General features: G+C 71.4%; 21 protein-coding genes and 2 tRNA genes. 12 read left to right on the top strand and 11 right to left on the bottom strand.

The features are described from left to right. Positions 1 to 80: 80 nt before the first annotated feature. The 3 genes from glxA to ACSYGO_RS19495 form a co-directional block, all read right to left on the bottom strand. Positions 81 to 2,018: a radical copper oxidase GlxA gene (gene glxA / locus ACSYGO_RS19505; RefSeq protein WP_426680713.1), complete on the bottom strand. Its 1,938-nt coding sequence runs from the start codon at positions 2,016 to 2,018 to the stop codon at positions 81 to 83. Beyond that, the gene (locus ACSYGO_RS19500; RefSeq protein ID WP_426680714.1) at positions 2,015 to 3,961 is read right to left on the bottom strand and encodes a glycosyltransferase family 2 protein; all 1,947 of its coding nucleotides are present in this window, start codon (positions 3,959 to 3,961) and stop codon (positions 2,015 to 2,017) included. The genes glxA and ACSYGO_RS19500 overlap by 4 nt, the downstream gene beginning before the upstream one ends. Positions 3,962 to 4,367: 406 nt before the next feature. Beyond that, a tRNA-Lys gene (locus ACSYGO_RS19495) sits at positions 4,368 to 4,441 on the bottom strand. Positions 4,442 to 4,760: 319 nt separating this feature from the next. On the opposite strand from ACSYGO_RS19495, the gene ACSYGO_RS19490 reads away from it, so the two are divergent. The 9 genes from ACSYGO_RS19490 (at position 4,761) to ACSYGO_RS19450 (ending at position 15,841) form a co-directional block, all read left to right on the top strand. Beyond that, positions 4,761 to 6,131, top strand: coding sequence for a peptidoglycan-binding protein (locus tag ACSYGO_RS19490; RefSeq protein ID WP_426680715.1), 1,371 nt, complete (start codon positions 4,761 to 4,763; stop codon positions 6,129 to 6,131). A gap of 134 nt (positions 6,132 to 6,265) precedes the next feature. Then, entirely contained in the window at positions 6,266 to 7,453 is a 1,188-nt protein-coding gene (locus ACSYGO_RS19485) for an SPFH domain-containing protein (protein WP_426680716.1), read from the top strand. Between the two features lie 207 nt (positions 7,454 to 7,660). Continuing rightward, positions 7,661 to 8,299: a lytic polysaccharide monooxygenase auxiliary activity family 9 protein gene (locus ACSYGO_RS19480; protein ID WP_426680717.1), complete on the top strand. Its 639-nt coding sequence runs from the start codon at positions 7,661 to 7,663 to the stop codon at positions 8,297 to 8,299. Positions 8,300 to 8,444: 145 nt separating this feature from the next. Then, positions 8,445 to 8,909: a DUF3592 domain-containing protein gene (locus ACSYGO_RS19475; RefSeq protein ID WP_426680718.1), complete on the top strand. Its 465-nt coding sequence runs from the start codon at positions 8,445 to 8,447 to the stop codon at positions 8,907 to 8,909. A 68-nt stretch (positions 8,910 to 8,977) separates the two neighbouring features. Next, a complete protein-coding gene (locus tag ACSYGO_RS19470) occupies positions 8,978 to 10,636 on the top strand; it encodes a long-chain-fatty-acid--CoA ligase (protein WP_460387145.1) in 1,659 nt (552 codons plus the stop codon). A gap of 71 nt (positions 10,637 to 10,707) precedes the next feature. After that, positions 10,708 to 11,931: a sensor histidine kinase gene (locus ACSYGO_RS19465; RefSeq protein ID WP_426680720.1), complete on the top strand. Its 1,224-nt coding sequence runs from the start codon at positions 10,708 to 10,710 to the stop codon at positions 11,929 to 11,931. Further along, positions 11,925 to 12,569: a response regulator transcription factor gene (locus ACSYGO_RS19460; protein WP_426680721.1), complete on the top strand. Its 645-nt coding sequence runs from the start codon at positions 11,925 to 11,927 to the stop codon at positions 12,567 to 12,569. The genes ACSYGO_RS19465 and ACSYGO_RS19460 overlap by 7 nt, the downstream gene beginning before the upstream one ends. A gap of 542 nt (positions 12,570 to 13,111) precedes the next feature. Beyond that, positions 13,112 to 14,329: an MFS transporter gene (locus tag ACSYGO_RS19455; RefSeq protein WP_460389739.1), complete on the top strand. Its 1,218-nt coding sequence runs from the start codon at positions 13,112 to 13,114 to the stop codon at positions 14,327 to 14,329. Between the two features lie 219 nt (positions 14,330 to 14,548). Beyond that, positions 14,549 to 15,841: a M18 family aminopeptidase gene (locus tag ACSYGO_RS19450; protein WP_435228757.1), complete on the top strand. Its 1,293-nt coding sequence runs from the start codon at positions 14,549 to 14,551 to the stop codon at positions 15,839 to 15,841. An 85-nt stretch (positions 15,842 to 15,926) separates the two neighbouring features. On the opposite strand, the gene ACSYGO_RS19445 is transcribed toward ACSYGO_RS19450, so the two are convergent. The 6 genes from ACSYGO_RS19445 to ehuB all read right to left on the bottom strand — a co-directional run bounded on the left by ACSYGO_RS19445 (position 15,927) and on the right by ehuB (position 20,214). Next, a tRNA-Lys gene (locus tag ACSYGO_RS19445) sits at positions 15,927 to 16,000 on the bottom strand. An 86-nt stretch (positions 16,001 to 16,086) separates the two neighbouring features. Then, positions 16,087 to 16,845, bottom strand: a complete 759-nt coding sequence (locus tag ACSYGO_RS19440) for an IclR family transcriptional regulator (protein WP_426680723.1) — start codon at positions 16,843 to 16,845, stop codon at positions 16,087 to 16,089. A 253-nt stretch (positions 16,846 to 17,098) separates the two neighbouring features. Beyond that, positions 17,099 to 17,896: an ectoine/hydroxyectoine ABC transporter ATP-binding protein EhuA gene (gene ehuA / locus ACSYGO_RS19435; protein ID WP_426680724.1), complete on the bottom strand. Its 798-nt coding sequence runs from the start codon at positions 17,894 to 17,896 to the stop codon at positions 17,099 to 17,101. Further along, a complete protein-coding gene (ehuD, locus tag ACSYGO_RS19430; protein ID WP_028803473.1) occupies positions 17,886 to 18,536 on the bottom strand; it encodes an ectoine/hydroxyectoine ABC transporter permease subunit EhuD in 651 nt (216 codons plus the stop codon). The genes ehuA and ehuD overlap by 11 nt, the downstream gene beginning before the upstream one ends. Next, positions 18,533 to 19,270, bottom strand: a complete 738-nt coding sequence (gene ehuC / locus ACSYGO_RS19425) for an ectoine/hydroxyectoine ABC transporter permease subunit EhuC (RefSeq protein WP_426680725.1) — start codon at positions 19,268 to 19,270, stop codon at positions 18,533 to 18,535. The genes ehuD and ehuC overlap by 4 nt, the downstream gene beginning before the upstream one ends. Next, positions 19,267 to 20,214 (bottom strand): ectoine/hydroxyectoine ABC transporter substrate-binding protein EhuB, encoded by a 948-nt coding sequence (gene ehuB / locus ACSYGO_RS19420; RefSeq protein ID WP_460387144.1) that lies wholly within the window; start codon positions 20,212 to 20,214, stop codon positions 19,267 to 19,269. The genes ehuC and ehuB overlap by 4 nt, the downstream gene beginning before the upstream one ends. Before the next feature lie 106 nt (positions 20,215 to 20,320). Here ehuB and ACSYGO_RS19415 point away from each other — a divergent pair, with 106 nt between their 5' ends. Then, positions 20,321 to 20,815, top strand: a complete 495-nt coding sequence (locus tag ACSYGO_RS19415) for a DUF3830 family protein (protein ID WP_028803476.1) — start codon at positions 20,321 to 20,323, stop codon at positions 20,813 to 20,815. Positions 20,816 to 20,884: 69 nt separating this feature from the next. On the opposite strand, the gene ACSYGO_RS19410 is transcribed toward ACSYGO_RS19415, so the two are convergent. Both ACSYGO_RS19410 and ACSYGO_RS19405 read right to left on the bottom strand, forming a co-directional pair. After that, positions 20,885 to 22,285, bottom strand: a complete 1,401-nt coding sequence (locus ACSYGO_RS19410; RefSeq protein WP_426680727.1) for an amidase — start codon at positions 22,283 to 22,285, stop codon at positions 20,885 to 20,887. A 19-nt stretch (positions 22,286 to 22,304) separates the two neighbouring features. Further along, entirely contained in the window at positions 22,305 to 23,288 is a 984-nt protein-coding gene (locus tag ACSYGO_RS19405; protein WP_460387143.1) for a D-2-hydroxyacid dehydrogenase, read from the bottom strand. Positions 23,289 to 23,516: 228 nt separating this feature from the next. Here ACSYGO_RS19405 and ACSYGO_RS19400 point away from each other — a divergent pair, with 228 nt between their 5' ends. Both ACSYGO_RS19400 and ACSYGO_RS19395 read left to right on the top strand, forming a co-directional pair. Beyond that, complete coding sequence (locus tag ACSYGO_RS19400) at positions 23,517 to 24,296, top strand: maleate cis-trans isomerase family protein (protein ID WP_432186020.1); 780 nt, start codon at positions 23,517 to 23,519, stop codon at positions 24,294 to 24,296. Then, the gene (locus ACSYGO_RS19395) at positions 24,293 to 25,027 is read left to right on the top strand and encodes a maleate cis-trans isomerase family protein (protein WP_426680730.1); all 735 of its coding nucleotides are present in this window, start codon (positions 24,293 to 24,295) and stop codon (positions 25,025 to 25,027) included. Before ACSYGO_RS19400 ends, ACSYGO_RS19395 begins: the two co-directional genes overlap by 4 nt. The last annotated feature ends 146 nt before the right edge of the window (positions 25,028 to 25,173 follow it).

Here is a 25,173-nt window from a genome sequence, read left to right as displayed (position 1 = left end):
CGCTCGAAGCGGAGGGCGCCCCCTTCGTCCGTGGTCCTCGCCCTTCGGGGCGAGGCGCATCCGGTGCCGGGCGGCCGGGATCAGGGCACCCTGACCCACTGGGCCTTGCTCGGCGTGCCCTGGTCGTCCGTCACGAACAGCATGTACCAGCCCGACTCCACGAGATTCCGGCTCTTGGGAACCGTCACCGTGATGCCGTCCTTCGTCTTCGTGAAGTCCAGTGCGATGGACCGCTGGTCGACGTCGGTGACGTGCGTGGAGGCGCTCGGCCGGATCAGCCGGGCCGTCTTGATCGACGACGTGTGCTGCGAGGAGAACGTGGCCGAGCCGCCGCGCGCGATCGTCTTCGGCCCGCCCGAGAGCGAGGGCCGCGAGTCGCGGTACAGGTACGGCGGCGTGTAGATCTCGATGCGCTGCTCGAACACGCCCGGCTTGGTGTCGGCCTTGTCGGCGTAGAGCGAGTCGGACCCGAAGAACATCACGCGGCCGTCGGGCAGCAGCAGCGAGCCCGAGTGGTAGTTGCGCCCCACCAGCGGGTCGGCCACCCGGTCGAAGGTGTTCGACTTCGGGTCGTAGATCCTCGCCTGGAGGATGTTGGAGTCACCGCGCCCGCGGTAGTCCTCGGAGCCGCCGGACACCAGCACGGTGTCGTCGGGCAGGATCGAGGACTGCGGGTAGCGGGTGCCCTTCTCCAGCTCGGGACCGTCCACGAACCTCGGGTTCTTGTCCAAGAGGTCGATGAGCCGGGTCTTCTTGCTGGACAGCTGGGACTCGCCGACCCCGCCGCCGCCGATCACCATGTACTTCTCGTCCTGGGCGGGCGGCAGCAGCACCGTGCCCGAGGTCTCCATCATGTTCGCGTCGCTCAGGCCCTTGAGCTTGGTGAACTTGTTGGTCTCCACGTCCCAGACACCGGGCTCGCGGCCCACGTCGTCGGGGCCGTACCCGGCGTTCGAGCCCGAGTAGAAGAGCTTTCCGTTCTGCATCAGGGAGATCGCCGGATAGGTCGGGAACTGCCGGATGCCCTTGGTGTAGGTCCACTTCCTGGTCTTGGGGTCGAACACCTCGTTCTTGCCCGGGACCAGCTGTCCGATCTCGTCGAGACCGGACAGGCTGAGCACCTTGCCGTCGGACAGGGTGGTCAGCGTCGGGTACCAGCGGGCCTCGTTCATCGGGTCGACCTTGATGTACTTCTCGGCCACCGGATCGAACTCGTAGGCGTCCCTGATCCCCTGGAAGTCCTTCTTGTCCAGGGCGAGTTTCTGCGCGATGCCGTACGTGTTGCGGGCGTCGGTGCCCGTCAGCCCCTGGACGCGGTAGTTGTCCTGGGTGCCGGTCTCGTGCTTCTGTCCGCTGCGCTGCGCCTCGACGTAGATGCGGCCGAGGCCCGGGTCGTTGCGCACGAACACGCCGGTCGCCGGGTCGAAGACCTTCTTGGCGCGCGGTACGAGCACCGGGTCCTTGGAGACGAACGTCTTGCCGTTCTTCTTGCCGGTGAACTTGGTGCCCGCGGGCAGGGTGATCGGCTTGTCCGGGTTCTCGTTGTGCACGATCATCAGGCCGCCGGCCTTGGTGACGTCACCCTTCAGCTTCTCGTACCGCTTGGTGCCGCCCGCGATCAGCAGGTTGCCGTTGGACAGCTGGGTGTGGCCCGTGCAGAACAGGTCGCTCGGCGTGGGGATCTTCTTGATGGTGCCCTTGACCGGGTCCCAGATCCGCGTGTCGAACTTCTTCGCGTCGAAGTTGTCCTGGTTGTTGCCCGAGCCCGCGACGAGCAGCACCTTGCCGGTGTGCAGCAGGGCGGCGTGGATGGTGTTCTGCCGGTACTCCTCGGGGAACTGGACGATGTCCCAGTGGCCGTTGTCGGCTTTGTACTCGGGCTTGTTGATCGTGTACTGGTGGTACTTGTCCGTCCCGAAGCGATACAGCCAGGGCCCGTTCATCCCGGCCAGAGCGAGCACCACCACCCCGGTTATGCCGAGGCGGCGGGCACGGCGGCGGCGGGCACCGTCTTTCATTTCTTACGTCCCCCAAGGGCGATCTGCATGGTCTGGTCGTTGCCCCCGGCCGAGGCCCAGGTGGGCCGCTGCTGCGGCGCGTGCGGGGCGTGCTGCTCCTGCTGCGGCACGGAGGCCTGCGGCGGGACGGTGGCGGCCTCGGGCGGCGTCGGCGGCTTCTTCCGCTCCTGGCGCATGGTCCAGCGCCAGGCGAAGATCGGCGACGCGGTGATCAGCAGGGCGAAGGTGGCCCAGGTGATCATCGCGGGGTGGGAGTGCCCGAACACGAAGCCGGCGGTGATCGAGCCGGCGAAGACCAGGATGAAGAACAGGTGGATCCGGAAGGTCCCGAACAGCGTGTCGGGGCTCGCCGAATCGCCCTTGGGCGTCACCACGAACTTGCTCTTGCGGCGCAGCACGGCGTCCATCAGCGAGCGGGCGTAGATCGGCGCGGACAGCGCCGACATCACCATGCCCGCGACGCCGCCGGAACCCTCGGGCTCGTGCGGGGAGACGTTGTGGCGCCGGTTCCAGATGTACAGGCCGATCTGCAGCGCGGACGCGTTGCCGTAGAGCATCAGCCAGACCGTCGGGTCGATGTTCACGCCGGAGGCGCCCAGGCCCAGGAAGAGGGCGCAGCTCAGTGCCGCGAGGATCCAGTTCAGCGCCGACATCGGGTAGAAGATGATCATCATCGTGTAGTTGAAGAGCTTGCCCGGAGGCATGGAGAAGAAGCCCTTCCAGTACTGCTTGAGGATCGTCTCGTAGGTGCCCCGGGACCAGCGCAGCTGCTGGGTGAAGAAGTCTGTCCAGGCGTTCGGCCCCTCGCCGACGGCGAGCACGTCCGGCGTGTAGACCGACTTCCACTTCCGGCCGGTGGCGGGGTTCTTCGCGCGGTGGATCTCGAAGCCGGTCGCCATGTCCTCGGTGATCGAGTCGTACAGGCCGCCGATCTGCTTCAGCGCCTTGATGCGTACGGCGTTCGAGGTGCCCACGAACATCGGGGCGCCGTAGAAGTTGCCGGCGCGCTGGATGAGGGCGTGGAAGAGGAACTGCTGGGACTCGGCGGCCTTGGTGACGAACGCGTCGTAGTTGCCGTACACCTGCGGGCCGATGACGAAGCCGACGTCCGGGTCGCGGAAGAAGCCGAGCATCCGCTCCAGGTAGTTGGGCAGCGGCACGTGGTCGGTGTCGACCGAGGCGAAGTAGTCGTAGTCGTCGCCGTGCGCCTCGAGCCAGGCGTTGTAGTTGCCGTGCTTGGTCTTGGCGCGGTGCGGGCCCTTGGCCCGGTTCCACTTCGAGACACCCTTGCGGGAGAAGTGGTGCACGCCCAGGCGCGCGCACACCTCCTTCACCTCGGGGTCGTCGCCCTCGTCGAGGAGCCAGACGTGCATCAGACCCCGGTGGCGCAGCTTGACCGCCGCCTCCAGGGTCTTCGTCACCATGGCGAGGGGCTCCTTGCCGGGCACGAAGGAGGTGAGGAAGGCGACTCTGGTGCCGGTCTCCGGCACCACCGGGATCGGGTCGCGGGCGACCAGGGTGGCGTGCGCGTTCGACAGCACGTTCATGCAGCGGAAGAACTCGATCAGACCGATCGAGACCAGCATGACGATGTCGAGCGCGGGCAGGAAGTCGTAGGCCGGGTAGTCGCGTTCGGTCCAGTGCTCGGGCTGGAGCAGCCAGCCCAGCAGGATCAGCGAGAGCAGCGGCGCGGCGCCCAGCATGAGGGCGGCCCGTATGCGGTGCGGCTCCTGCGACAGCAGCGAGCGGTACTGCACCTTGTAGGGCTTGCCCGGGTCCGGCTGAGTGAGGGGCCCCGCAAGCCGGCTGTAGTGCTCGTAGTCGTACCTCGGAAGCGACTTCTTGATTCTCCGGAAGCCGCCCGTCCGGTGCGACGGCACACGGAGCTGGGTCGTCTCGGACGGGTCGAAATTCTGCCGGGCGCCCGTCGGCGTCGACGTCATGAGTCATCCCCCCGCACGCACGGTCAAGTGCGTGTTCGTCGGTTCTTGGCGCCCGCTCAGGTCCCCCTCGACCCTCCCGGACGCATCACTGGCAGGCCGCAGTCACCACATCTTCCACACCCTATAGACATGGAACGACGACCTTCCGGTTGCATGATGCCCCCCTCGGCATCCGCACATGAACGGGGCCCCCAACCCCCCATGCCCGCAACCGGCCCTGCCCCCAACTGTCATGTATCGACAGTCCCTTGAAGCCCAGGGTTCTACGCCGTTCATCATGATCGCAAGATGCGAAACGATGTGTTAACCGGTCATACGCGCTCATTGGGACGCGTGTACGACGGTGAGGGTGATGTGGCGTACGACGAAGGGCCCCCTCGCGGTGGCGAGAGGGCCCGTCGGTCGGTGCGCCGCCAGGGACTCGAACCCCGGACCCGCTGATTAAGAGTCAGCTGCTCTAACCAACTGAGCTAGCGGCGCCTGCTGACGGCAGAACTCTACCCGACCCGGGAGGGTGCTCCGGACCGCCGGATCGCCCGGGCCGGAGGGTGGAGTGAGGGGGGTAGTCCGGGACGCGTGCGGAGGGCTCCGGGCGGGAGTGGTCGCGGGCCGGGCGGGTGCGGTGGGCGCCAGGGGGAGGGGTTCGGGCGGAGCCGGGCGCGGCCGGCTCCGGGTGAGGCGGGGCCCCCGGGTGGCGTACATCATTCGGACCGTCAACATGCGACACCGGGGCACAGTTGCCAGACTGGCGAATGTGCAGAAATGCGGACAATTTGACGGGGAGTATGAGGGGAGTCGCATGGATGCTCCGGTGTTCGAGGAGATCGATCCCGCCGGCGACTGCGACTGCCCCGGATGCGTGCACTGGCGGCGTGTGATGCCCGCTTCCGCGCTGCCCGGACCCGTGGGCCATCCGGCGGCACGCAGGGCGCTCGTCCTGGCCGCCGCGGCGGGCACCGTCCTCGGCGCCGGCCAGTCGGTGCCGGCGGTCGCGGTCGCGCACGGACCCGCCCGGCCGGGCGCCCCCGCGGACGACGAACCCGGTACCCCGCAGGGCGGCCGGGCCCCGCTGCACGGACCTGCGGGCAGACCCGCGAAACCGGCCAGGCCCGGGGCCGCGGTGCCCACGACCACCCGGGCCGCGATCATCAACCGGGCGAAGGCCTGGGTCTCCGGCAAGGTGCCGTACAGCATGAGCGCGTACTGGTCGGACGGGTACCGGCAGGACTGCTCCGGCTTCGTCTCGATGGCCTGGAACCTGCCCGGCAACGAATGGACCGGCAGCCTCGCGGGTTTCGGGGTGCGCGTCTCCCGCGACCAGCTCCAGCCCGGCGACATCCTGCTGTTCCACAATCCCGCCGACCCGCAGAACGGCTCGCACGTCGTCCTCTTCGGCGGCTGGACCGACTACACGCACACCTATTACATCGCCTACGAGCAGACCCGCCCGCACGCCCGCAAGCAGTCCACGCCGTACGCCTACTGGTCGCACTCCACCGGCTACCTGGCCTACCGGTACAAGGGGCTCGCGGAGACCACGACCGGTGCGGGCGCGTCCTCCCCGGGCACCGCGACGGCACGCTATCCCGGCTCGGCGTACTTCGGACCCGGCGCGGACAACGCCTACGTCACCCAGTTGGGCCGTCTCCTCGTGGACCGGGGTGCGGCCCGCTTCTACGCCTCGGGGCCGGGGCCGCGCTGGTCGGACGCGGACCGGCGGGCCACCCAGGCGTTCCAGCGGGCGCAGGGCTGGACCGGGGCGGACGCGGACGGGCTGCCGGGGCCGCAGACCTGGTCGTACCTGGTGGGCAGCAAGGGCAAGGACATCCCCGGTGCGGCGGCGGGGGGTTCGGGCTCCACGGGGTCCTCCGGCGGCAAGGAGGGCACCGGGCAGGACGGCAGCCAGACGCCGGGCGGGTCCTCGCACGGCGTGCCCGGCTACCCGGGGCGCGGCATGTTCCGGCCCGGCGCCGACAACGCCCATGTCACCCGGCTCGGGCGGCAGCTGGTCATAAAGGGGTTCGGCAAGTACTACACCTCGGGGCCCGGTCCGCGCTGGGGTGAGGCGGACCGGCGCAACGTGGAGGCGTTCCAGCGGTCCCAGGGCTGGCGCGGCGGCGCCGCGGACGGCTATCCGGGGCCGGAGACATGGCGGCGGCTCTTCTCCTGAGCACCGTCCCGGAGCCTCGCGAACATCTGGTCCGTCCGTCCGTCGGTTCCGGGTCCGTCCGTCACGGCCCGGCGATTCCCGGGCCCGTCCCGGGTTCTCACGAAACTTCCAGGCGCGGAGGCATGGAGGCAGCTATGAGCACGACGACGTCACACACCCCGGAGTCGGAAGGGGCGTCCTCTCCGGCCTCCGGGTCCGATGCGACCGTGGAGGGCGCCGGCGGTCCGCGGTCCGCGCGCCTCATCCAGAACGAGGCGACCACCGAGATCCCCGTCCACCTGCTCTTCCGGGACGACCCGGAGCCCGTCTCCGTGCCGCTCGCGCCCGCCGTCGTGGGCCGCAGGCGCGGCACCGGTGAACAGCCGAGGGTCAGACGGTCCGTTCCCGGGAAGGCGCCGCGCCCGGTGCCGGAGGTCGAGCCCGAGCTGGTGGAGCGGCCCGCCCGGGTGCTGCCCGGAGCGGCGGGAGTGCTGGCCGGGGCCTGCGGGGTGGCCGGGTGTGTGCTCACCTCGTGGTGGTCTGGTGCGCTGCCGCCGTCCGTGACCGGGGCGCTGGAGCTGCCGGCCGCCGCGGGTGCCGGGCTCGGGCCCGTGCAGTGGGCGGCGTACGCGGGGGCCGGTGCGCTCGGTCTGTTCGGCTTCGGCGGGCTCGCCCGCGGCCGGACCGGGCGGGCCTGGGTGCTCGGGCTGTTCGGGCGCTACCGCGGCACGGTCCGGCGCACCGGACTGATGTGGATCAACCCGTTGGTGCTGCGCCGCCGGGTGGACGTGCGGCTGCGGCACTGGCGCAGCGAGCCGATGTCGGTGGTCGACGCGAACGGGGTCGCGCTGCGTGTGGTGGTGCTCGTCGTCTGGCGGGTGAAGGACACCGCGCGGGCCACGCTCGGCATCGAGGACCACGAGGAGTATCTGCGGGCGTGCGTGGAGGCGGCGCTCACCCGGCTGCTGTCGCAGCTTCCGGCGGAACTGCCGCCCGCCGTCGTGAAGGACGTGACCCTGCGCAACACGGACGCGGTCGGTGAGGCGCTGACCCGGCTGGTGGCCGCCGACACGGCACCGGTGGGGCTGGAGGTGTTCTCGGTGCAGCCGATCCGGATCGAGTACGCGCCCGAGGTCGCGGCCGTGATGCAGCGCCGCCGCGTCGCCGCCCTGGACGCCCAGCACCGCGACACCGTGCTGAGCTCCGTCGTCGACTCGGTCGAGGACACGGTGACCCGGCTGACCATGCGGGGGCTCGTGGAGCTCGACGACTACGAACGCAAGGCGTTGGTGAAGGACCTGACGGTGGCCTTCTACACCGGGCGCAGGGAGGCCTCCTCGTAGGCGTGCGGGCGGTCCGGCCGTGCGGGGTCCCGTGCGGCCGGTCCGGGGAGGCGGCATCGCGGCCGGGCCCCGGCACGCGGGACGGAGAGCTTCGCGATTGGTATGGACATGTTCAACTAGCGGCAATAATCTGGGACTTGGTCTAGACCTGAAAGTCGCGCGCACAGCTCACCGAGAACCTCCCCCACGTCCTCCAGGAGCGGCAGCATGCGCATACGGACGACCGAGATCCGTACCACCAGGAAAGCCAAGCTGTACGCGGCCGTGCTCGGCCTCGCCACCGCGGGCACCTTCGTGCTCTCGACCGGCGGCGCCGACGCCCACGGCTACACCGACCAGCCCCTCAGCCGGCAGAAGATGTGCGCCGCGAACGGCGGCAGCGTCGCCAACTGCGGTGACATCCAGTGGGAGCCGCAGAGCGTCGAGGGCCCGAAGGGCTTCCCGGCCGCCGGCCCGGCCGACGGCCGGATCTGTTCCGCGAACCACACCAACTTCAGTCAGCTGGACCAGCCCAAGACCCCTGCGGGCACGGCCTGGCCGACGACGAAGGTGACCGCGGGTCAGAGCTACGGCTTCCGCTGGCAGTTCACCGCGGTGCACGCCACGACCGACTTCAAGTACTTCATCACCAAGAACGGCTGGAACCAGAACCACGCGCTGACCCGCGCGGACCTGGAGACCACGCCGTTCCTGACCGTCCCCTACAACGGACAGCGCCCCCCGTCCACGTTCTCGCACACCGGCACGCTGCCGGGCGGCAAGAGCGGGCACCACATCATCCTCGGCGTGTGGACGATCAGCGACACGGCGAACGCGTTCTACTCGTGCGCGGACGTCACGTTCTAGTCCGGCCCGCCCCGGGGCGGCTCGCCCGACGCCCGCATTCTGAGGCTTCCTTGAGCTGCCCCTCCTTCCCCGGAGGGTATGTTCCCCGCACGCCGACGGACCGCGGCGGCGTGCGGGGAACCGCACCGGACACCGGGGGAACGAGATGGACGCGCTGTTCTACGTCATACCTGCACTGATCATGGCCGTGACGCTGCTCATGGCCGTCAAGGTGGTCCGCCGCTCGCTGGAGCTGAGGAGCGCCTGGAGCAGTGGACTGACCGCCGAGGCGCGCTGCCTGCGCTCGTACACGACCACCAGCGGCGGCGGCAGCACCTCGGTCACCACGACACTGCACCACGTCTACGAGTACACGACGCGCGAGGGGCGCACGGTCCGCTTCGACGAGGCGGGCGGCCCGTCCACCGTCGTCGAGGGCGACATCGTCACCGTGCACTACGCGGCCGGACGCCCCGAGAAGGCCACGGCCCGGGCGCCGCACCCGGGCAGGGCCGCCGCCGGCACCGTCGGCCTCCTGGTGTTCTTCGCAGTGATCGTCGCCTTCTGCATCGGCTTCATGGTCACGTACCACGAGGCCTTCGCGGCGAACGACGCCCTCGGCGGATTCTGAGGCCGCGGCCCGGGCGGCGGTGTCGCGCCTCTCCTCATCTGACGGGTCGTCAATTATGGTGCGCACCCATGGGGTCCATGAAGCGCACCGTCGCGGAGCTCGTACGGGAACGGTGGGACGACCACCGGCCGGGACTGTGGTTCGAGGGCCGGTTCCTGAGCCACCACCAGGTGGCCTCCGGTGCCGCCGCCCGGGCCGCGCTCCTCGCCGACCTGCTGCCGCCCGGCGCCGAACCGCACCTCGGCGTGCTGCTCGACAACACGCCCGAGTACCCGCTGTGGCTGAGCGCGGCAGCCCTCGCCGGCGCCGCCGTCGCCGGGATCAACCCGACCCGGCGGGGCCCCGAACTGGCCCGCGACATCCTGCACACCGAGTGCCGGGTACTGGTCACCGAGCGGGCCCATCTGCCGCTGCTCGACGGACTCCGCCTGCCCGGCGTACGCGTCCTGGTGACCGACACGGCCGCCTACGCCGGCCTCCTGGAGCCCTACGCGGACGCCGTGCCCGACGCCGGCACCGCCCGCGCCGACGACCGCCTCCTGCTCTACTTCACCTCCGGCTCGACCGGCGCCCCCAAGGCCGCGATCTGCACCCAGGGCAGGCTCGCCGCCGCCGGACAGTCGCTCGTGGACCACTTCGGGGTGAGCCCGGACGACACGCACTACATCTGCATGCCGATGTTCCACGGCAACGCGGTGATCGCCGACTGGGCACCCGCACTCGCGGCGGGCGCGACCGTCGCGCTGCGGCGCCGCTTCTCCGCCTCCGGGTTCCTCACCGACGTACGCGCCTGCGGGGCCACGTACTTCACCTACGTGGGCCGCGCCGTCCAGTACCTGCTGGCCACGCCCGCCCGCCCGGACGACCGGGACAACCCGCTGCGGACCGGCTTCGGCACGGAGGCCGGCGCGGTGGACGCCGCCGCCTTCGAGGAGCGCTTCGGGGTGCGGCTGGTGGAGGGGTACGGCTCCTCGGAGGGCGGCGCGGCCATCCAGCGCGCCCCCGGCACACCGCCCGGCGCGATCGGACGGGCGGCGCCCGGCGACGACCTCGCGGTGGTCGACCCCGGCACCCGGCAGGAGTGCCCGCCCGCCGTCCTCACCGGCGACGGCCGGCTGCTCAACGGCACCGAGGCGATAGGGGAGTTGGTCAATCGCGGCCCCAACCCCTTCGAGGGCTACTGGCGCAACCCGGACGCCGATGCCGCACGCCGCCGCGACGGCTGGTACTGGACCGGCGACCTCTTCTACCGCGACGCCGACGGCTTCCTCTACTTCGCCGGACGCACCGACGACCGGTTGCGCGTCGACAGCGAGAACCTCGCCGCCGCGATGATCGAGAACATCCTCTCCCGGTACGCGGACGCCGCCGCCGTGGCGGTGTACGCGGTGCCCGACCAGGTGGCCGGGGACCAGGTCATGGCGGCGCTCGCCCTGCGGCCCGGAGCCGCCTTCGACCCGCTGTCCTTCGGCGAGTTCCTGCTCTCCCAGCCGGACCTGGGGACCAAGATGGCCCCCCGCTACCTGCGGATCGTGGAGCGGATGCCCGTCACCGCCACCAGCAAGATCCACCGGGTGGGTCTGCGACGGGAGGGCTTCCGCTGCCCGGACCCGGTGTGGTGGCGGCCCCCGGGCGAGCCGGCCTACCGGCCGCTGGAGACGGCCGACGTCGACGCGCTGCTCGCCCAGTACCGGGCCCGGGGACGCGAGGAACTGCTCGCGGGGTAGGGCCTGCCCCACCCCGGGGACACCCGCTGCGCATATGGCCCGGGGCGCCCGTAGCCGCCTACCGTGACCGCATGATCAGCAGAGCCGGGCCGTGGCGTGCGGCCGGATACCTCGTCACCGGTGTGCTCGTCGGCGCCCCGCTCCTCGTGGGCCTGCTCGTGCTCGCGGTCGCGGGCGCGGCACTGACCCCGCTGCTCGTCGGACTGCCGCTGCTCGCGCTCCTCGCGCTGGCCGGCGTCCCGGTGGGGGCCGTGGAGCGGTGGCGGCTGCGGCTGGTCGACCCGGCTGCGGTGCCGGCCCCGCACCGCACCCCGGACGAGCCCGGCCTCGCCGCCTGGGCCAGGCTCCGGTTTACCGAGCGGGCGACCTGGCGCGAACTCGGGTACGCGGTGCTGCTCGCGGCCGTGCTGTGGCCACTGGACCTGCTGGTGCTGACGGGAGCGGCCGGGATACCCGGCGCCATGATCGGGGCGCCGGCACAGCTCGCCCTCGCCGGCGACGACACCCGCGTCGCCAAGCTCTGGCTGATCGACTCCTACGGCCAGGCGTGCCTGTGCGCGGCGGGCGGCACCGTCCTCCTGCTCGCCCTGCTGTGGCCGCTCGCACGGTACGCCCGCGCCCGCGCCGCCGTGGCCCGGCTGCTGCTGGCGCCCCGCGAGACCGAGCAGCGGCTCGCCGAGGTGACCCGGTCCCGGGCCCGGCTGGTGGCCGCCTTCGAGGCCGAACGGCGGCGCATCGAACGGGACCTGCACGACGGCGCGCAGCAGCGCCTGGTGGCGCTGAGCATGCAGCTGGGCCTGGCCCGCCTGGACGCCTCGCCCGAGCTGGCGCAGCGGCTCGCGGCCGCGCACCGCGAGGCCGACCAAGTGCTCGGAGAGCTCCGGGAATTGATCCACGGCATCCATCCGCAGGTGCTCGCCGACTACGGGCTCGGGGACGCCATAGCCGACGCCGCCGACCGCTCCGCCGTGCCGGTCGAGCTGGACGTCGAGCTGCCGCGGCTCGCCGAACCCGTCGAGTCGGCCGCGTACTTCGCGGTGCGCGAGGCGCTCGCCAACGTGGGCAGACACAGCGGGGCGCGGCGGGTGTGGATCAGCGGACGGTACGCGCGGCGACGGCCGGGGGAGGGCCGACTGCGGATCGAGGTGCGCGACGACGGGTGCGGTGGCGCCGACGCCCGGGCCGGCACCGGCCTCACCGGACTCACGGACCGGCTCGCCGTCCTCGATGGCACACTGACCGTCGACAGCCCGTCCGGTGGGCCCACCGTGCTGCACATGGAGATCCCTTGCTGAGAGTGGTGCTCGCCGAGGACAGCGTGCTGCTGCGGGAGGGGCTGGTGGGGCTCCTGGGCCGCTTCGGGCACGAGGTGGTGGCGGCCGTCGGGGACGCGCGGGCGCTGCGGGACGCGGTGGCGGCGCACTCGCCCGACCTCGTCCTCACCGACGTACGCATGCCGCCCGGATTCCAGGACGAGGGGCTGCGGGCGGCCCTCGCCCTGCGCGCCGCGGACCCCCGCCTGCCGGTCCTGGTCCTCAGCCAGTACGTGCAGCGGGCCTACGCCGCCGAACTCCTCGACACGGGGGACGGCACCGGCGTCGGCTACCTCCTCAAGGACCGTGTCGGGCAGGTCGAGCAGTTCGCCGAGGCGGTGGAGCGGGTCGGCGCGGGCGGGACGGTCGTGGACCCGGAAGTCGTACGGCAGTTGCTGCGCCGCAGACGTGATCCGCTGGAGGCGCTGACCCCGCGCGAACGCGAGGTGCTCGGGCTGGTCGCGGAGGGCAGGTCCAACAGCGCGATCGCCCGGGAGCTGGTCGTCACCGAGGCGGCCGTCGGCAAGCACATCGGGAACATCCTGGGAAAGCTGGACCTGCCCCCGGCGCAGGACACCCACCGACGCGTGCTCGCCGTGCTCGCCTATCTGCGCGGCTAGGGGGATTCGTTGGATCAGGTCGGATCGGGCCGCGGCGTCCGGTGCGGTGCGTCGCACGGCGGAGGATCACTCGCGTACCGGGCGTACTCGGGTGGTCCGACAACGCGGCGAGGTGCCGTGCCGGGCGTCGCGGACCCGGGCTGATCCGAACGAAACCCCCTGGGTCCCCGTCCCTCTCACCACGGCCGGACCCGCTCCCGAAGGGGTGTGCGGGAGAGGAATTCCCACCGCTCCTCGGGGGGAGTATGCACCCGTACACCTGTGCGGAGGAGCCGAGAAAAGAGGGGGAACATGCGTCGCCTGATCCGGGTCACGGACGTCGAAGCCGTTCATGCCGGCGCGGTGCGGGGGCGTCGGAGCCTGCCGCTCCGGCCCGGGACGCTTTCCTCCCGGGCGCCGCTCGCCACGCACCGCCTCCGGGCACCGCTTGCGCCGCGCCCCGTGCGGGGGCGGCTCGTGGCGTGTTGCCGGTGACGGGCGACGGGCGCTACCGCGTCCTGGTCGCCGGGTACTCCGTCTCCTCGTACGGCACCTTCCTCAACATGGTGGCGCTCAACCTGTTCGTCTACGCCACCACCGGCAGCGCGCTCGCCATGGGCCTGTTCATGGCGGTCCGGCTCGGGGCGGGGTTCCTGGCCGGCACGGTCGCGGGCCGGCTGCTGGCCCGCCACGCGGCCAAGCCCGTGATGCTGTGGTCCACCGTCGCCCAGGCGCTTGTCATGCTCCTGTTGGTCGTGACGCCGGGCGGCGGACTGCGCACCGGCGTGCTGTTCGCGGTGTCCGCGGTGGTCGGCGCGTGCGGCACCGTCTTCACGGTCGCGCTGCGCAGCTCCGTCCCGGACCTGGTCGGCCCGGACCGGCGCAGCTGGGCCAACTCCCTGATGGTCGGCGGCCGTTCACTGGCCATGGTGGCCGGCTTCGCCTCGTCCGGCGTCGTGGTGCCGTGGCTGGGATTCACCGCGGCCTTCCTGGTGGACGCCGCCAGCTTCCTGGTCTGCGCGGCCGCGGTGGGACGGCTGCCGGCGCCGGAGCGGGACACGACGAAGGGCGCCCGGTCCGCCGCCGAGAAGCCGCCGGGCCGCGAACGCCGGCGCGGGGAGGGCGTGTTCGGTGCGGTGACGGCCCTGACCGCCGTGCCCGCACTGGGGCTGATGGTCCTGCTGCGCGGTGTCGACGCGCTGGGTTCCTCGTCGCACAACGCCGCCCTGCCCGTCTATTCGAGCGCGCTGGACCCGGACGACCCGGCCGCGTTCGTCAGCCGCTTCTGGCTGTTCTGGGCACTGGGCAACGTCCTGGCGCAGCAGGTGATCCAGCGCTGGGCCCGGCGCACCGGCCGGTCCGTCGGAGCGCTCGGCTTCGGCCTGGGCACCACGGTGATGTCCTGCGCGTTCGTCCTCGGCTTCGCCGGGTTCCCCATGGCCGTGACGATGGGGGTCGCGCTGGTCGCCGGCGCCGCGGACGGCCTCACCGAGGTGTCCTACACCTCGCACCTCCAGACCCTGCCGGAGACGCTGCGCGGCCATGCCTTCGGCCTCTCGGCCACCGTCGAGAACCTCGGCTTCGGACTCGGCATGATCGCCGTGTCCGCGGCCCTCGAACGGTTCTCGGCGCTCACCGTCGTGGCCTGGTCCCACGGGGTCGCCGTCGTGGTCGCGGGCATCTACCTGCTGCGGCTGTACGCCGTCCGAGGAGCCGACGCGGAGGGGGCGCCCAGTGCGTACAACGAACGCCCGGACGACGCCGGGGTGCCCGGGCGCTGACCCGCCGGCCGGACACCACCACCCTGCCGTCCGCGGCGCGGGCCCGGACTCATCGCCGAGGCCCCGCCGTGCGTCCTTCCTGTCACCGGCACCGTCCACCCCCCGACGTTCAGGAGATTCCCGACGACCGGACCGCCGTATACCGGCCGACCCGTGCACCCGGGCCCGGCGCCCCGCTGCCGCACCACCTCGACCCTCGACAGCACCCGGAAGGCACCCATGTCCCCCACGCATGACCGCAGTCACAGCGACGACCTGCTCTCCTTCGTCTCGGCCTGCCCCTCGCCGTACCACGCGGTCGCGAGCGCCGCGCAGCGCCTGGAGAAGGCCGGCTTCGCGGAGCTGCGCGAGACGGACGACTGGACGGCCGGTGCCGAAGGCGGCAGATACGTCGTACGGGGAGGGGCGCTGATCGCCTGGTACGTCCCCGCGGGCGCGCCGGCCCGCACCCCGTTCCGGATCATCGGCGCCCACACCGACTCGCCGAACCTGCGGGTCAAGCCCGCGCCGGACACCGGCGCCGCGGGCTGGCGGCAGATCGCCGTGGAGATCTACGGCGGCGTGCCGCTGAACACCTGGCTCGACCGCGACCTGGGGGTCTCGGGCCGGCTGGCACTGCGGGACGGATCGACCCGGCTCGTCCGCGTCGACAAGCCGCTGCTGCGTGTGCCGCAGCTGGCGATCCACCTCGACCGCAACGTCAACGAGGGTCTCGCCCTGGACCGGCAGCGCCACATGACCCCGCTGTGGGGGCTCGGCGACGTCGAACCGGGCGCGCTGCTCGGCCGGATCGCCGCCGAGGCCGACGCCGACGTCGCCGAGGTCCTCGGCTGGGACCTGATGCTGCACGACCTCCAGCCGCCGGGCTACCTGGGCATGGACGAGGAGTTCATCGTCTCGCCGCGCCTGGACAACCTGATCTCGGTCCACGCCGGCGTCACCGCCCTGGTCGCCGCCGCCACCACCTCCCGGCCGCCCGCGTACGTCCCCGTGCTCGCCGCCTTCGACCACGAGGAGGTCGGCAGCGGCTCGGAGTCGGGAGCCCAGGGTCCTCTTCTGGAGCGGGTGCTGGGCCGGGGCGTCGCCGCGCGGGGCGGCGGCGGGGAGGACGTCAGCCGGGCCCTCGCGGGCGCGTTCTGCGTCTCCGCCGACATGTCCCACGCCGTCCACCCGAACTATCCCGAACGCCACGACCCGGACCACCGGCCGCTGCCCAACGCCGGACCCGTCGTCAAGGTCAACGCCAACCAGCGGTACGCCACCGACGGCGCCGGAGTCGCCGCCTTCGCCGCGGCCTGCGAACGGGCGGACGTGCCGTGGCAGCCGTTCGTCTCCCACAACGTCATGCCGTGCGGCACGTCGATCGGCCCGATCACCGCGGCCCGCCTCGGGGTCGCCACGGTGGACGTGGGCGTGCCGGGCCTGTCGATGCACTCGGCGCGTGAGCTGTGCGGGGCGCGGGACCCGGGGCTGCTGGCCCGGGCGCTGACGGAGTTCGTGACGTCGCGGTGAGGGGCGGCGCACGGTAGGACCGGCGCACGGCAGGACCGGGACATGCGTGAAGGCCCCCCACTCGCGTGGAGGGCCTTCACCGATGTGCGCCGCCAGGGACTCGAACCCCGGACCCGCTGATTAAGAGTCAGCTGCTCTAACCAACTGAGCTAGCGGCGCATGACTCCCGCCTCCCGCTCTCGCGGTCGGCGACAAAAGAAATACTACCTGGTCCGCGGGGGTGCTCCCGACCACCCGCCCAGCCCCTAGATCGCCAGGGAGAGCAGGACCGGCGCCGCGCCGCGGTTCAGGGTGTCCGCGGCCTCCCGGAGCCGGTGCGCGTGCTCGACCGGCAGCGACAGCGCGAGGCAGCCCACGGAGGAGCCGGCCGTGATGGGCACGGCCGCGCAGACCGTGCCGACCGCGTACTCCTGGAGATCGAGGACGGGCACCGTCGGCGCCTGCGCCTCCAGGCGGGACAGCAGCAGCCGCTCGTTGGTGATGGTCCGCGAGGTGAGGCGGGCCATCTTGTGGCGGGCCAGATGGTCGCGCCGGCCGTTGTGGTCGAGCTGGCCGAGCAGGCTCTTGCCGACCGCGCTGGCATGGGCGGAGGAGCGGAAGTCGACCCATTCGTTGACCGCCGGTGCCGCGGGGCTGTCGGCGTACTGGGTGACGTGCACCTCGCCGTCGATGTAGCGGCTGATGTAGATCGCCGCGCCGACCGAGTCCCGCAGCCGGTCGAGGGTGCGCTGGAGCTTCTCGCGCAGGGCCAGGTCACGCTCCTGGGCCGAGCCGAGGCGGCTGAGGGACGCACCGGTGACGTACGCGCCGTCGGCGATCTGCTCGACGTATCCCTCCCGGCGCAGCATCCGCAGGAGTGCGGTCAGACGTTCGGTGCCGAGGCGGGTCTGGCGGGCGAGGTCGGCGTCGGTGACACCGGCGGAGTGCCGTGCCACCGTCTCCAGGACGCGCAGGGCGTCCTGGGCCGAGTGGTACGGCGCGGTCGGCTCGTTCTTCAGCGCCACGGTTTCCCCCTGCGCTTCATGGGCCCGGCTCAAAAACGACACAGCCCGGACGGCCGGGCTCACTCCACGATAACCGTCAAAGAGCGGGCTGTGAGCGTCCGTTGACGAGATTGATGCCGTACCCGGACGCTCTCAGCAGCGACGCGACACTCTGGCATATGCCCCGGTCACGGCACGCGGGGCATGACCCGACCGTCGGACCTCAGGCCTTGCCCCGCGCGCTCCCCGCCCGCCCCTCGTTCACTCCCGGTAGTCAAAGAACCGCACTGAGGAATTCCCGGGTGCGGTCCTGCTCCGGATCGCTGAAGATCTTCTCCGGCGGACCGGACTCGATGACGTGGCCGGAATCGAACATCAGGACCTGGTCCGAGATGTCCCGGGCGAAATTCATCTCGTGGGTCACACAGAGCATCGTGATGTCGGTGGTGTGGGCGATGTCACGGAGGACGTCGAGGACACCGGCGACCAGCTCGGGGTCGAGCGCGGACGTCACCTCGTCCAGCAGCAGCACCTGCGGCCGCATCGCCAGCGCCCGCGCGATCGCGACGCGCTGCTGCTGGCCGCCGGACAGCCGGCTCGGACGCTCGTCGCACTTGTCCGCGAGCCCGACCAGGTCGAGCAGTTCACGGGCCCGCGCCTCCGCCTCGTCCTTGGACATGCCGAGGACGGTGACGGGCGCCTCGGTGATGTTCCTGAGGACGCTCATGTTCGGGAACAGGTTGAACTGCTGGAAGACCATGCCGATCTTCTTGCGGACCTCCCGGACCTCCTTCTCGCTCGCCGGGAAGAGCCGGTCCCCGGCGACCGTGATCGTGCCGGCGTCCGGTTTGGCCAGCGTCATCAGCAGACGCAGGATCGTCGTCTTGCCGGAGCCGGACGGGCCGATCAGGGTGACGTGCTTCCCGGAGTCGACGCGGAAGTCCAGCTCGTCGAGGACGGTGTTGTCGCCGAAGCGCTTGGTGACCTTCTCGAAGCGGATCAGCTCGGCGCCGTCCACCGGCGGATTGGCGTTCAGGTCTTTCGCGGGTACGGGGTTGGTGTCAGCGGACAAGACGTCGCTCCAGGGCTCGCAGAAGCAGGGAAGCCGGATAGGAAATGAGGATGAAGGCCACGCCGATGACCGTGAGCGGCTCGGTGAACTGGAAGTGCTGCTGCGAGTACAGCCGCGCCTCGCCGAGCATCTCCAGCACGGTGATCGTCATCAGCATCGGGGTGTCCTTCAGCATCGCGATGACGTAGTTGCCGAGCGCGGGCACCACACGGCGGATCGCCTGCGGCAGGATCACCGCGGTCCAGGTGCGCCGCACGGGCAGGCTGAGCGCCGTGGCCGCTTCCCACTGGCCGACGGGCACGCCCTCGATGCCGGCCCGGTAGACCTGCATCGTGTACGTCGAGTAGTGCAGCCCGATCGCGACGACACCGGTGGTCAGCGCGGAGAACGCGATGTTCCACTCGGGCAGCACGTAGAAGAGGAAGAACAGCTGCACCAGCAGCGGGGTGTTCCTGACGAACTCGGTGACGACACCGACCGGCCAGCGCACCCACCGTGTCGGCGTCCGCATCAGCAGCGCCCACACCAGACCGAGGGCGAAGGCGATCAGCGAACCGAGCGCCAGTGCCTGCAGAGTGACCAGCAGGCCGTCCCAGAAGTGCGGCATGAAGTCACCGACCGCGCTCCAGTCCCAGTTCATGCGCCACCTCCCGCCGCGCCCGCACCGGCGCCCACGCCGGTGCTCTCCGCCCGGCGCAGCCCACGCCGGTCCGCGCCGCGCTCCGGTTCCTTGCCTATGCCGGCCTTCAGCCGCTTCTCCAGACCGCGCATGACCCGGGTGAGCAGGAAGGCGATGACGAAGTAGATGAGCAGCACGTACGTGTAGATCTCCGCGCTCTGCTGGAGCGCCAGCCGCACCAGGTTGGCGCTGAAGGTCAGATCGCCCATGCCCATGACGGAGACCAGTGCCGTGCCCTTGAGCAGCTCGATCAGCAGGTTGCAGAAGGAGGGGATCATCTCGGGCACCGCCTGCGGCAGCAGGATCAGCCGCATCCGCTGCCAGGGCGTGAAGCTGAGCGCGATACCGCCCTCACGCTGTGCCGGATCGACCGCGTTCAGCGCGCCGCGCACGATCTCCGAGCCGTACGCGCCGTACGTCAGCCCCAGCGCCAGCGTGCCCGCCCACATCGGGACGAGCTGCCAGCCGAAGGCGAGCGGCAGCACGAAGTACACCCAGAAGATCATGATCAGCGCGGAGGTGCCGCGGAACACCTCGGTGTAGAGGCCCGCGAGGAAGCGGACGATCCACAGCCGCGAGGTGCGCGCGATCCCGACCACGAAGGAGACGGCGCCGGCCAGCAGGGCGCTGAGGAACAGCAGCTGGACGGTGACCCATATGCCTTTGAGTACGAGTTCCCAGAGTCCCGATGTCATCCGCGGCAGAGCTCCTTCGCGGTCATGTCGGTCATCTCCGCCTTGGTGAATCCGAACGGCTGGAGGATGCGGAACAGTTCGCCGCTCGCCTTCATCTTCCGCAGCTCCACGTTGAAGGCGTCCCGCAGCCGCGTCTCGCTCGACCGGAAGGCGAAGCCGCCGCCGTCGACGTGCGGCTTGCCCTTGACCAGGGGCGCGAAGGGTTTGGTGCTCTCCGCCTTGCGGGACTTCTTGACCACCTCACGCGTGGTCAGCGCGGTCCCCGCGAAGACGTCGGCCCGCCCCGCCTCGACGGCGTTCAGCCCGGCGACCTGGTCGGGCACGATCAGGATGTCGCTCTCCTTGTACCCGGCCTCCACCGCGTACTGGATCTCGGCGTAGCCCGTGCCGGTCGCGAACTTCGCCTTCTTCGCCACGACGTCCTTGTAGTCGTGCAGGTCCATGGGATTGCCCTTGCGCACGATGAACGCGTCGAGCATCTGGTAGTCCGGGTCGGCGAAGATGACCTGTTCGCAGCGCTCGGGGTTGATGTACATCCCGGCCGACACGACGTCGAACTGCTGCGAGTTGAGTCCGGGGATGAGCGAGCCGAACTCGGTGGGGACCGGCTGGACGCGGTCGATCCCGAGCCGCTTGAAGACGGCCTTCGCGAGCTGCGGCGCCTCGCCGGTCAGCTCGCCGTTCCTGTCGATGTATCCGAAGGGGATCTCGCCCGCGATGCCGAGCCGTACGACGCCCTGCGCCTTCAGCCGGTCGAGGAGATCACCACCGTCCGTGCCGGACGCCGTGGCGACCCGGCTGCAACCGGCGGCGCCCAGCGCGCCGACGGCACCGAGCGCGGAGACACCCGCGAGCAGCGACCGCCGGCTCGCGCCTTTGCCGGGGGCCCCGAACGGGCCTCGTTTCTCCGCACCATAACCGTCCTTGCCAAGTGGTGGAGCCATGGCCGCGCGGCTACCCGGTGCCATGCGATCCATGCGGATCAATTTGCGCCCGTACACGCCGAAGAATGTCCGAGGCCCTCTTGACTCCCGCGGGACCATGGAATGCATGGCTGATCGCTACATCGAAGTCTCCCTGGTCAAAAGGGGAGTCGACTGCACGGCGAAACTGCTCGACGACCGGGCGCCGATCACCTGCGCGGCGGTGTGGGACGCGCTTCCACTGAGCGGGGACGTCTACCACGCGAAATACGCGCGCAATGAGATCTACGCCCTTTTCCCGCCTTTCGTGAAATCGGAGCCACCCCTGGAAAATCCGACAGTTACCCCTATTCCGGGAGACCTCTGTTATTTCTCCTTCGCGGGCGCGGAACTGGGCACGCAGGCCTACGGATACGACCGTGAGGTCCGTGCCGGGACGACGGTGGTGGACCTGGCCCTGTTCTACGAGCGCAACAACCTGCTCCTGAACGGGGACGTCGGCTGGGTGCCGGGGATCGTCTGGGGCCAGGTGGTCGAGGGCCTCGACGCGATGGCCGAGGCCTGCAACGACCTGTGGCGCACCGGCGCACAGGGCGAGGCGCTCCGGTTCCGCCGGGCGTGAGCGTCCCGGCGCGGCGGTCGCTCCCGGCCGGGCGCGCCGAAGCACCGGGGGAGCGACCCCGGCCGGGTGTCAGAGTACCGGGGGAGCGACCCCGGCGACGCCCGCCTCGTACAGCGCCTGCGCCGTCCGCAGGACGAGGTCGTCGCGGTGCCGCGCCGCCACGATCTGCAGACCCACCGGCAGGCCGTCCCCGTCCACCCCGACGGGGACGGTCGCCGCGGGCTGCTGCGTCATGTTGAACGGGTACGTGAACGGGGTCCAGCCCGTCCAGCGCCGGTGACCGGAGCGGGCGGGCACCTCCGCGCCCGCCTCGAAGGCCGTCAGCGGCAGTGTCGGCGTGACCAGGACGTCGTAGGACTGGTGGAACCGGCCCATGCGCCGGCCCAGCTCCATGCGGACGTCCACCGCGGCGAGGTAGTCCAGTGCGCCGGACCGGGCGCCGAGCGCGCAGATCTCGCGCAGGCCGGGGTCGAGCAACTCCCGCTGGTGGGGCCCCAGCCGCTGGGTGACCCGGGCGGCCCCGCTGAACCAGAGCGTGTGGAAGGCGTCCACCGGATCGGTGCAGTCGGGGTCGTCCTCGGCGACGTACGCGCCGAGACCCGCGAGCCGCTCCACCGCCCCCCGCACCGCCGCCGCGACGGCGGGCCGGACCGCGACCTGCCCGCCCAGCGACGGCGAGTACGCGACCCGCAGCCCCCGCACCCCGCCCTCCAGCGCGTCCACGAAGGAGCCGGCCGCAGGCCCGAGCGCGGACCAGTCCCGGGCGTCCGGACCGCTGATCACGTCCAGCAGCAGCGCCGCGTCGGCGGCGTCCCGCGTCATCGGACCCACGTGCGACAGCGTCCCGAAGGCACTCGCGGGATACAGCGGCACCCTTCCGTAGGTCGGCTTCAGACCGAAGATCCCGCAGAACGCGGCCGGGATGCGGACGCTGCCGCCTCCGTCCGTGCCCAGGGACAGCGGGCCCGCGCCGAGCGCCACGGCCGCCGCGCTGCCCCCGCTGGAGCCGCCCGCGGTGCGCGAGACGTCGTACGGATTGCGGGTCACCCCGGACAGCGGCGAGTCCGTGACGCCCTTCCAGCCGAACTCGGGCGTGGTCGTCTTGCCCACGAGGACCGCGCCGTGCTCGCGCAACCGGGCCACCGACGGCGCGTCCTCCTCCCAGCGGCCCCCCGGGTCGACGGTCCTCGATCCGCGCAGTGTGGGATGCCCGCGCTGCAGCAGGATGTCCTTCACGGTGACGGGGACACCGTCGAGCAGGCCCGCCGGCTCGCCGCGCCGCCAGCGCCCCTCCGACTCCCCGGCCCGGGCCAGAGCCTCCTCGGCGTCCAGCCGTACGAACGCGTTCACGGCGGGCTGGACGTGTTCGGCCCGCTCCAGGACCGCCCGCGTCGCCTCCACGGGGCTGAATTCGCCCTTGCGGTAGCCGTCGACGAGTTGTACCGCGGTCAGCTCGGTGAGTTCCGACATCGGCCCCTCCAAAGGGAGTTCAGTGTCCCGGCACGTACCCGCGCTTCTTGTCGACGACGTTCTGGAGCGACTTGCCCGCCGCCCACCTCTCGTACAACTCCACGAACTGCATACCCAGTTCATCCCGCCAGCCCACTGTGTCCCCGCTCATGTGCGGCGACACGATCAGTCCCGGGACCTGCCACAACGGGTTCTCGGGGCCGAGCGGTTCGTGTTCGAAGACATCGAGGGCCGCGCCCGCGATCCACCGCTTCGACAGCGCCTCGGCGAGGGCCTCCTCGACCACCAGCTGACCCCGTCCGATGTTGATGAAGCGGGCGGAGGGCTGCATCATGCCGAACCGCCGCGCGTCGAACATCCCGTACGTGTCCTGCGTCAGCGGCGCCGCGGACACCACCCAGTCGGCGCGCGCCATCAGCCGGTCCAGCTCCCCGGGGCCGTGGATCCCGGTGCGCGGGGTCCGCCCCACCAGCGCCGTCGTGATGTCGAGCGCCTTGAGCGTGCGGACGATCGCCCGCCCGATCGGGCCGGAGCCGACCACACAGGCGCGGGTGCCGGCCACCCGCTGCGACTCGCGGTGCCGCCACTCCCGCTGCCGCTGGAGGTCCCAGGTGTGCGGCAGGTCCTTCGCCATGGCGAGCACCAGTGCGGCGACGTACTCCGCGATCGGCTGGTCGAAGACACCGCGCGCGTTGGTCACCACCGTGTCCGAGTCGGTGAGCTCGGGGCACATCAGATGGTCCACGCCCGCGCTCGCCGTGTGCACCCAGCGCGGCCGCGGGCCCTCGCCCGGCCAGGCACGGCGTACGGCGTCCGAGGTGAAGTCCCACACCAGCAGTACGTCCGCGTACGGCAGCCGCTCGGCCAGCGTGGTCGCGTCGGCGTGCTCGATCCGCACCCGGCCGGTGAGTCTGCCGAGCCGGGGCGGCGGCTCGGCGTCCAGGACGAGCAGCCGGGTCGGGGGCTGCGGGCCGGGTCCGTGAGGTGACGTGGAGGCGTTCATCGGGTGAAACCGTTTCGCAACGCGGGTCCGCTTTCCTGGGAAGGTGTGAGGCGGTTCTCCGGGGCTCCGGAGGCGGGATCCCGGGGCGGATCATGCGGTCGGACGTGCGCTCGGGGCCGCCTGAGATGCGCGGATTGACCACGCTCGCACCCGAACCTACCTTCGTCAACACGGGCCCACCTACGGTCCGTTGTCCACCCGTTTCCCTTCGTGAGGCCGGTGACTGCGATGGATGTCTCTTTTCTCGGCGGTCCCCGCGAACAGCGCGGCATCGGCGTCGTCGCGCCCTTCGACTTCGCTCTCGACCGTGAGCTGTGGCGATGGGTGCCCGACGACGTCTCCCTGCATCTGACGCGTACCCCGTTCGTGCCGGTCGAGGTGAGTCTCGACCTGGCCCGGCTGGTCTCCGAGCACGAGACGCTCGGTGACGCGGTGCGCGCGCTGAACGCCGTCGCGCCCGAGGTCGTCGCGTACGCCTGCACCTCCGGCAGCTTCGTCGGCGGCGTCGCGGGCGAACGCGCGATGTGCGAGGCGATGACCCGGGCGGGCGCGGTCCCCTCACTCACCACCTCCGGTGCCCTCCTCGACGCGCTGCGGGAGCTCGACGCCCGGCGGATCGCCCTGGTCACCCCGTACACCGTCTCGGTCACCCAGTCCCTGGAGGAGTACCTGGCGGAAGCCGGCATCGGCGTCACCGGGCGGTCCTCGCTGGGCCTGACGCGGCACATCTGGAAGGTGCCGTACCGCGACGTGGTGACGATGGCCCGGCACGCGGCGCGCACCGCCGCCGACGCCCTCTTCATCAGCTGCACCAACCTTCCGACGTACGACGTCATCCCCCAATTGGAGGCCGAACTGCGCATCCCGGTGATCTCGGCCAACCAGGTGACGATGTGGGCGGCGCTGCGCCAGCTGGGTACCCGGGCGGTGGGCCCTTATCAGCGGCTGATGGACAAGTCCGCCCGTGGGGGACCGGTACTGCCGGAAGAACAGGAAGGTTGGGCATGACCGCACTCGGATTCCTCTACCCCGGTCATTCGGCCGAGGACGACTACCCGCGCATGGAGCAGCTGCTCGGCAGCGACATCCGCCTGGCCCTGGTCCACACGGACATCGGCGAGGACGCCCACCGCGTCGACGCGCTCTTGGAGATGGGCTCGGAGGCCAGGCTCGCGGCGGGCGTCGAGGAGCTGCGCCTGTCCGGTGCCGAAGCGGTGGTGTGGGCCTGCACCAGTGCCAGCTTCGTGTACGGCTGGCAGGGCGCCCACGACCAGGTCCGCGCCCTCGCCCGGGCGGCGGGTCTGCCCGCCTCCTCCACGTCCTTCGGCTTCGCGCACGCCGCGGGGGAGGTCGGCGCCCACCGCGTCGCGGTCGGGGCGACCTACCCCGACGACGTGGCCTCGCTCTTCGCCGCGTTCCTGAAGGACGCGGGCGTGGAGGTGGTCGGCGTGCGCGGCTCGGGGATCGTCACGGCCGCGGAGGTCGCCACCTGGGGGCCCGACCAGGTCCTCGCGATGGCCCGCGCGGCCGATCATCCCGACGCGGAGGCCGTCCTGCTGCCGGACACCGCCCTGCACACCGCCTCGCACATCCCCGCCCTGGAGGACGCCCTCGGCAAGCCGGTCCTCACCGCCAACCAGGTGACCGTGTGGGAGGCACTCCGTCTGGCGGACCGCCGGGTCAACGCCCCCGACCTCGGCACGCTCTTCACGAGGGAGCCCATCGTGCAGATGCCGTAAGGCCTGCCGGCGCCGGGACGGGCCGGGACCCGGCCCGTCCCGGCACCGGCGAAGGGCCCCGGGCGCGGTCCGCGGGAGACGGGCCGCGCCCCGGCACCGGGAATAAACGGAGACACCCTCCTGTTCGTACTCCGCGAACCACGCGT

It is taken from the genome of Streptomyces krungchingensis, assembly GCF_054729265.1.
Note: the sequence above shows the minus strand (reverse complement) of the source record. Positions and strands in the feature narration are given on the sequence as shown.

Coding starts and splice junctions, on each gene's coding strand:
- glxA (WP_426680713.1), bottom strand. CDS start 2,018: ATGAAAGACGGTGCCCGCCGCCGCCGTGCCCGCCGCCTCGGCATAACC.
- ACSYGO_RS19500 (WP_426680714.1), bottom strand. CDS start 3,961: ATGACGTCGACGCCGACGGGCGCCCGGCAGAATTTCGACCCGTCCGAG.
- ACSYGO_RS19490 (WP_426680715.1), top strand. CDS start 4,761: ATGGATGCTCCGGTGTTCGAGGAGATCGATCCCGCCGGCGACTGCGAC.
- ACSYGO_RS19485 (WP_426680716.1), top strand. CDS start 6,266: ATGAGCACGACGACGTCACACACCCCGGAGTCGGAAGGGGCGTCCTCT.
- ACSYGO_RS19480 (WP_426680717.1), top strand. CDS start 7,661: ATGCGCATACGGACGACCGAGATCCGTACCACCAGGAAAGCCAAGCTG.
- ACSYGO_RS19475 (WP_426680718.1), top strand. CDS start 8,445: ATGGACGCGCTGTTCTACGTCATACCTGCACTGATCATGGCCGTGACG.
- ACSYGO_RS19470 (WP_460387145.1), top strand. CDS start 8,978: ATGGGGTCCATGAAGCGCACCGTCGCGGAGCTCGTACGGGAACGGTGG.
- ACSYGO_RS19465 (WP_426680720.1), top strand. CDS start 10,708: ATGATCAGCAGAGCCGGGCCGTGGCGTGCGGCCGGATACCTCGTCACC.
- ACSYGO_RS19455 (WP_460389739.1), top strand. CDS start 13,112: ATGGTGGCGCTCAACCTGTTCGTCTACGCCACCACCGGCAGCGCGCTC.
- ACSYGO_RS19450 (WP_435228757.1), top strand. CDS start 14,549: ATGTCCCCCACGCATGACCGCAGTCACAGCGACGACCTGCTCTCCTTC.
- ehuD (WP_028803473.1), bottom strand. CDS start 18,536: ATGAACTGGGACTGGAGCGCGGTCGGTGACTTCATGCCGCACTTCTGG.
- ehuC (WP_426680725.1), bottom strand. CDS start 19,270: ATGACATCGGGACTCTGGGAACTCGTACTCAAAGGCATATGGGTCACC.
- ehuB (WP_460387144.1), bottom strand. CDS start 20,214: ATGGCTCCACCACTTGGCAAGGACGGTTATGGTGCGGAGAAACGAGGC.
- ACSYGO_RS19415 (WP_028803476.1), top strand. CDS start 20,321: ATGGCTGATCGCTACATCGAAGTCTCCCTGGTCAAAAGGGGAGTCGAC.
- ACSYGO_RS19410 (WP_426680727.1), bottom strand. CDS start 22,285: ATGTCGGAACTCACCGAGCTGACCGCGGTACAACTCGTCGACGGCTAC.
- ACSYGO_RS19405 (WP_460387143.1), bottom strand. CDS start 23,288: ATGAACGCCTCCACGTCACCTCACGGACCCGGCCCGCAGCCCCCGACC.
- ACSYGO_RS19400 (WP_432186020.1), top strand. CDS start 23,517: ATGGATGTCTCTTTTCTCGGCGGTCCCCGCGAACAGCGCGGCATCGGC.
- ACSYGO_RS19395 (WP_426680730.1), top strand. CDS start 24,293: ATGACCGCACTCGGATTCCTCTACCCCGGTCATTCGGCCGAGGACGAC.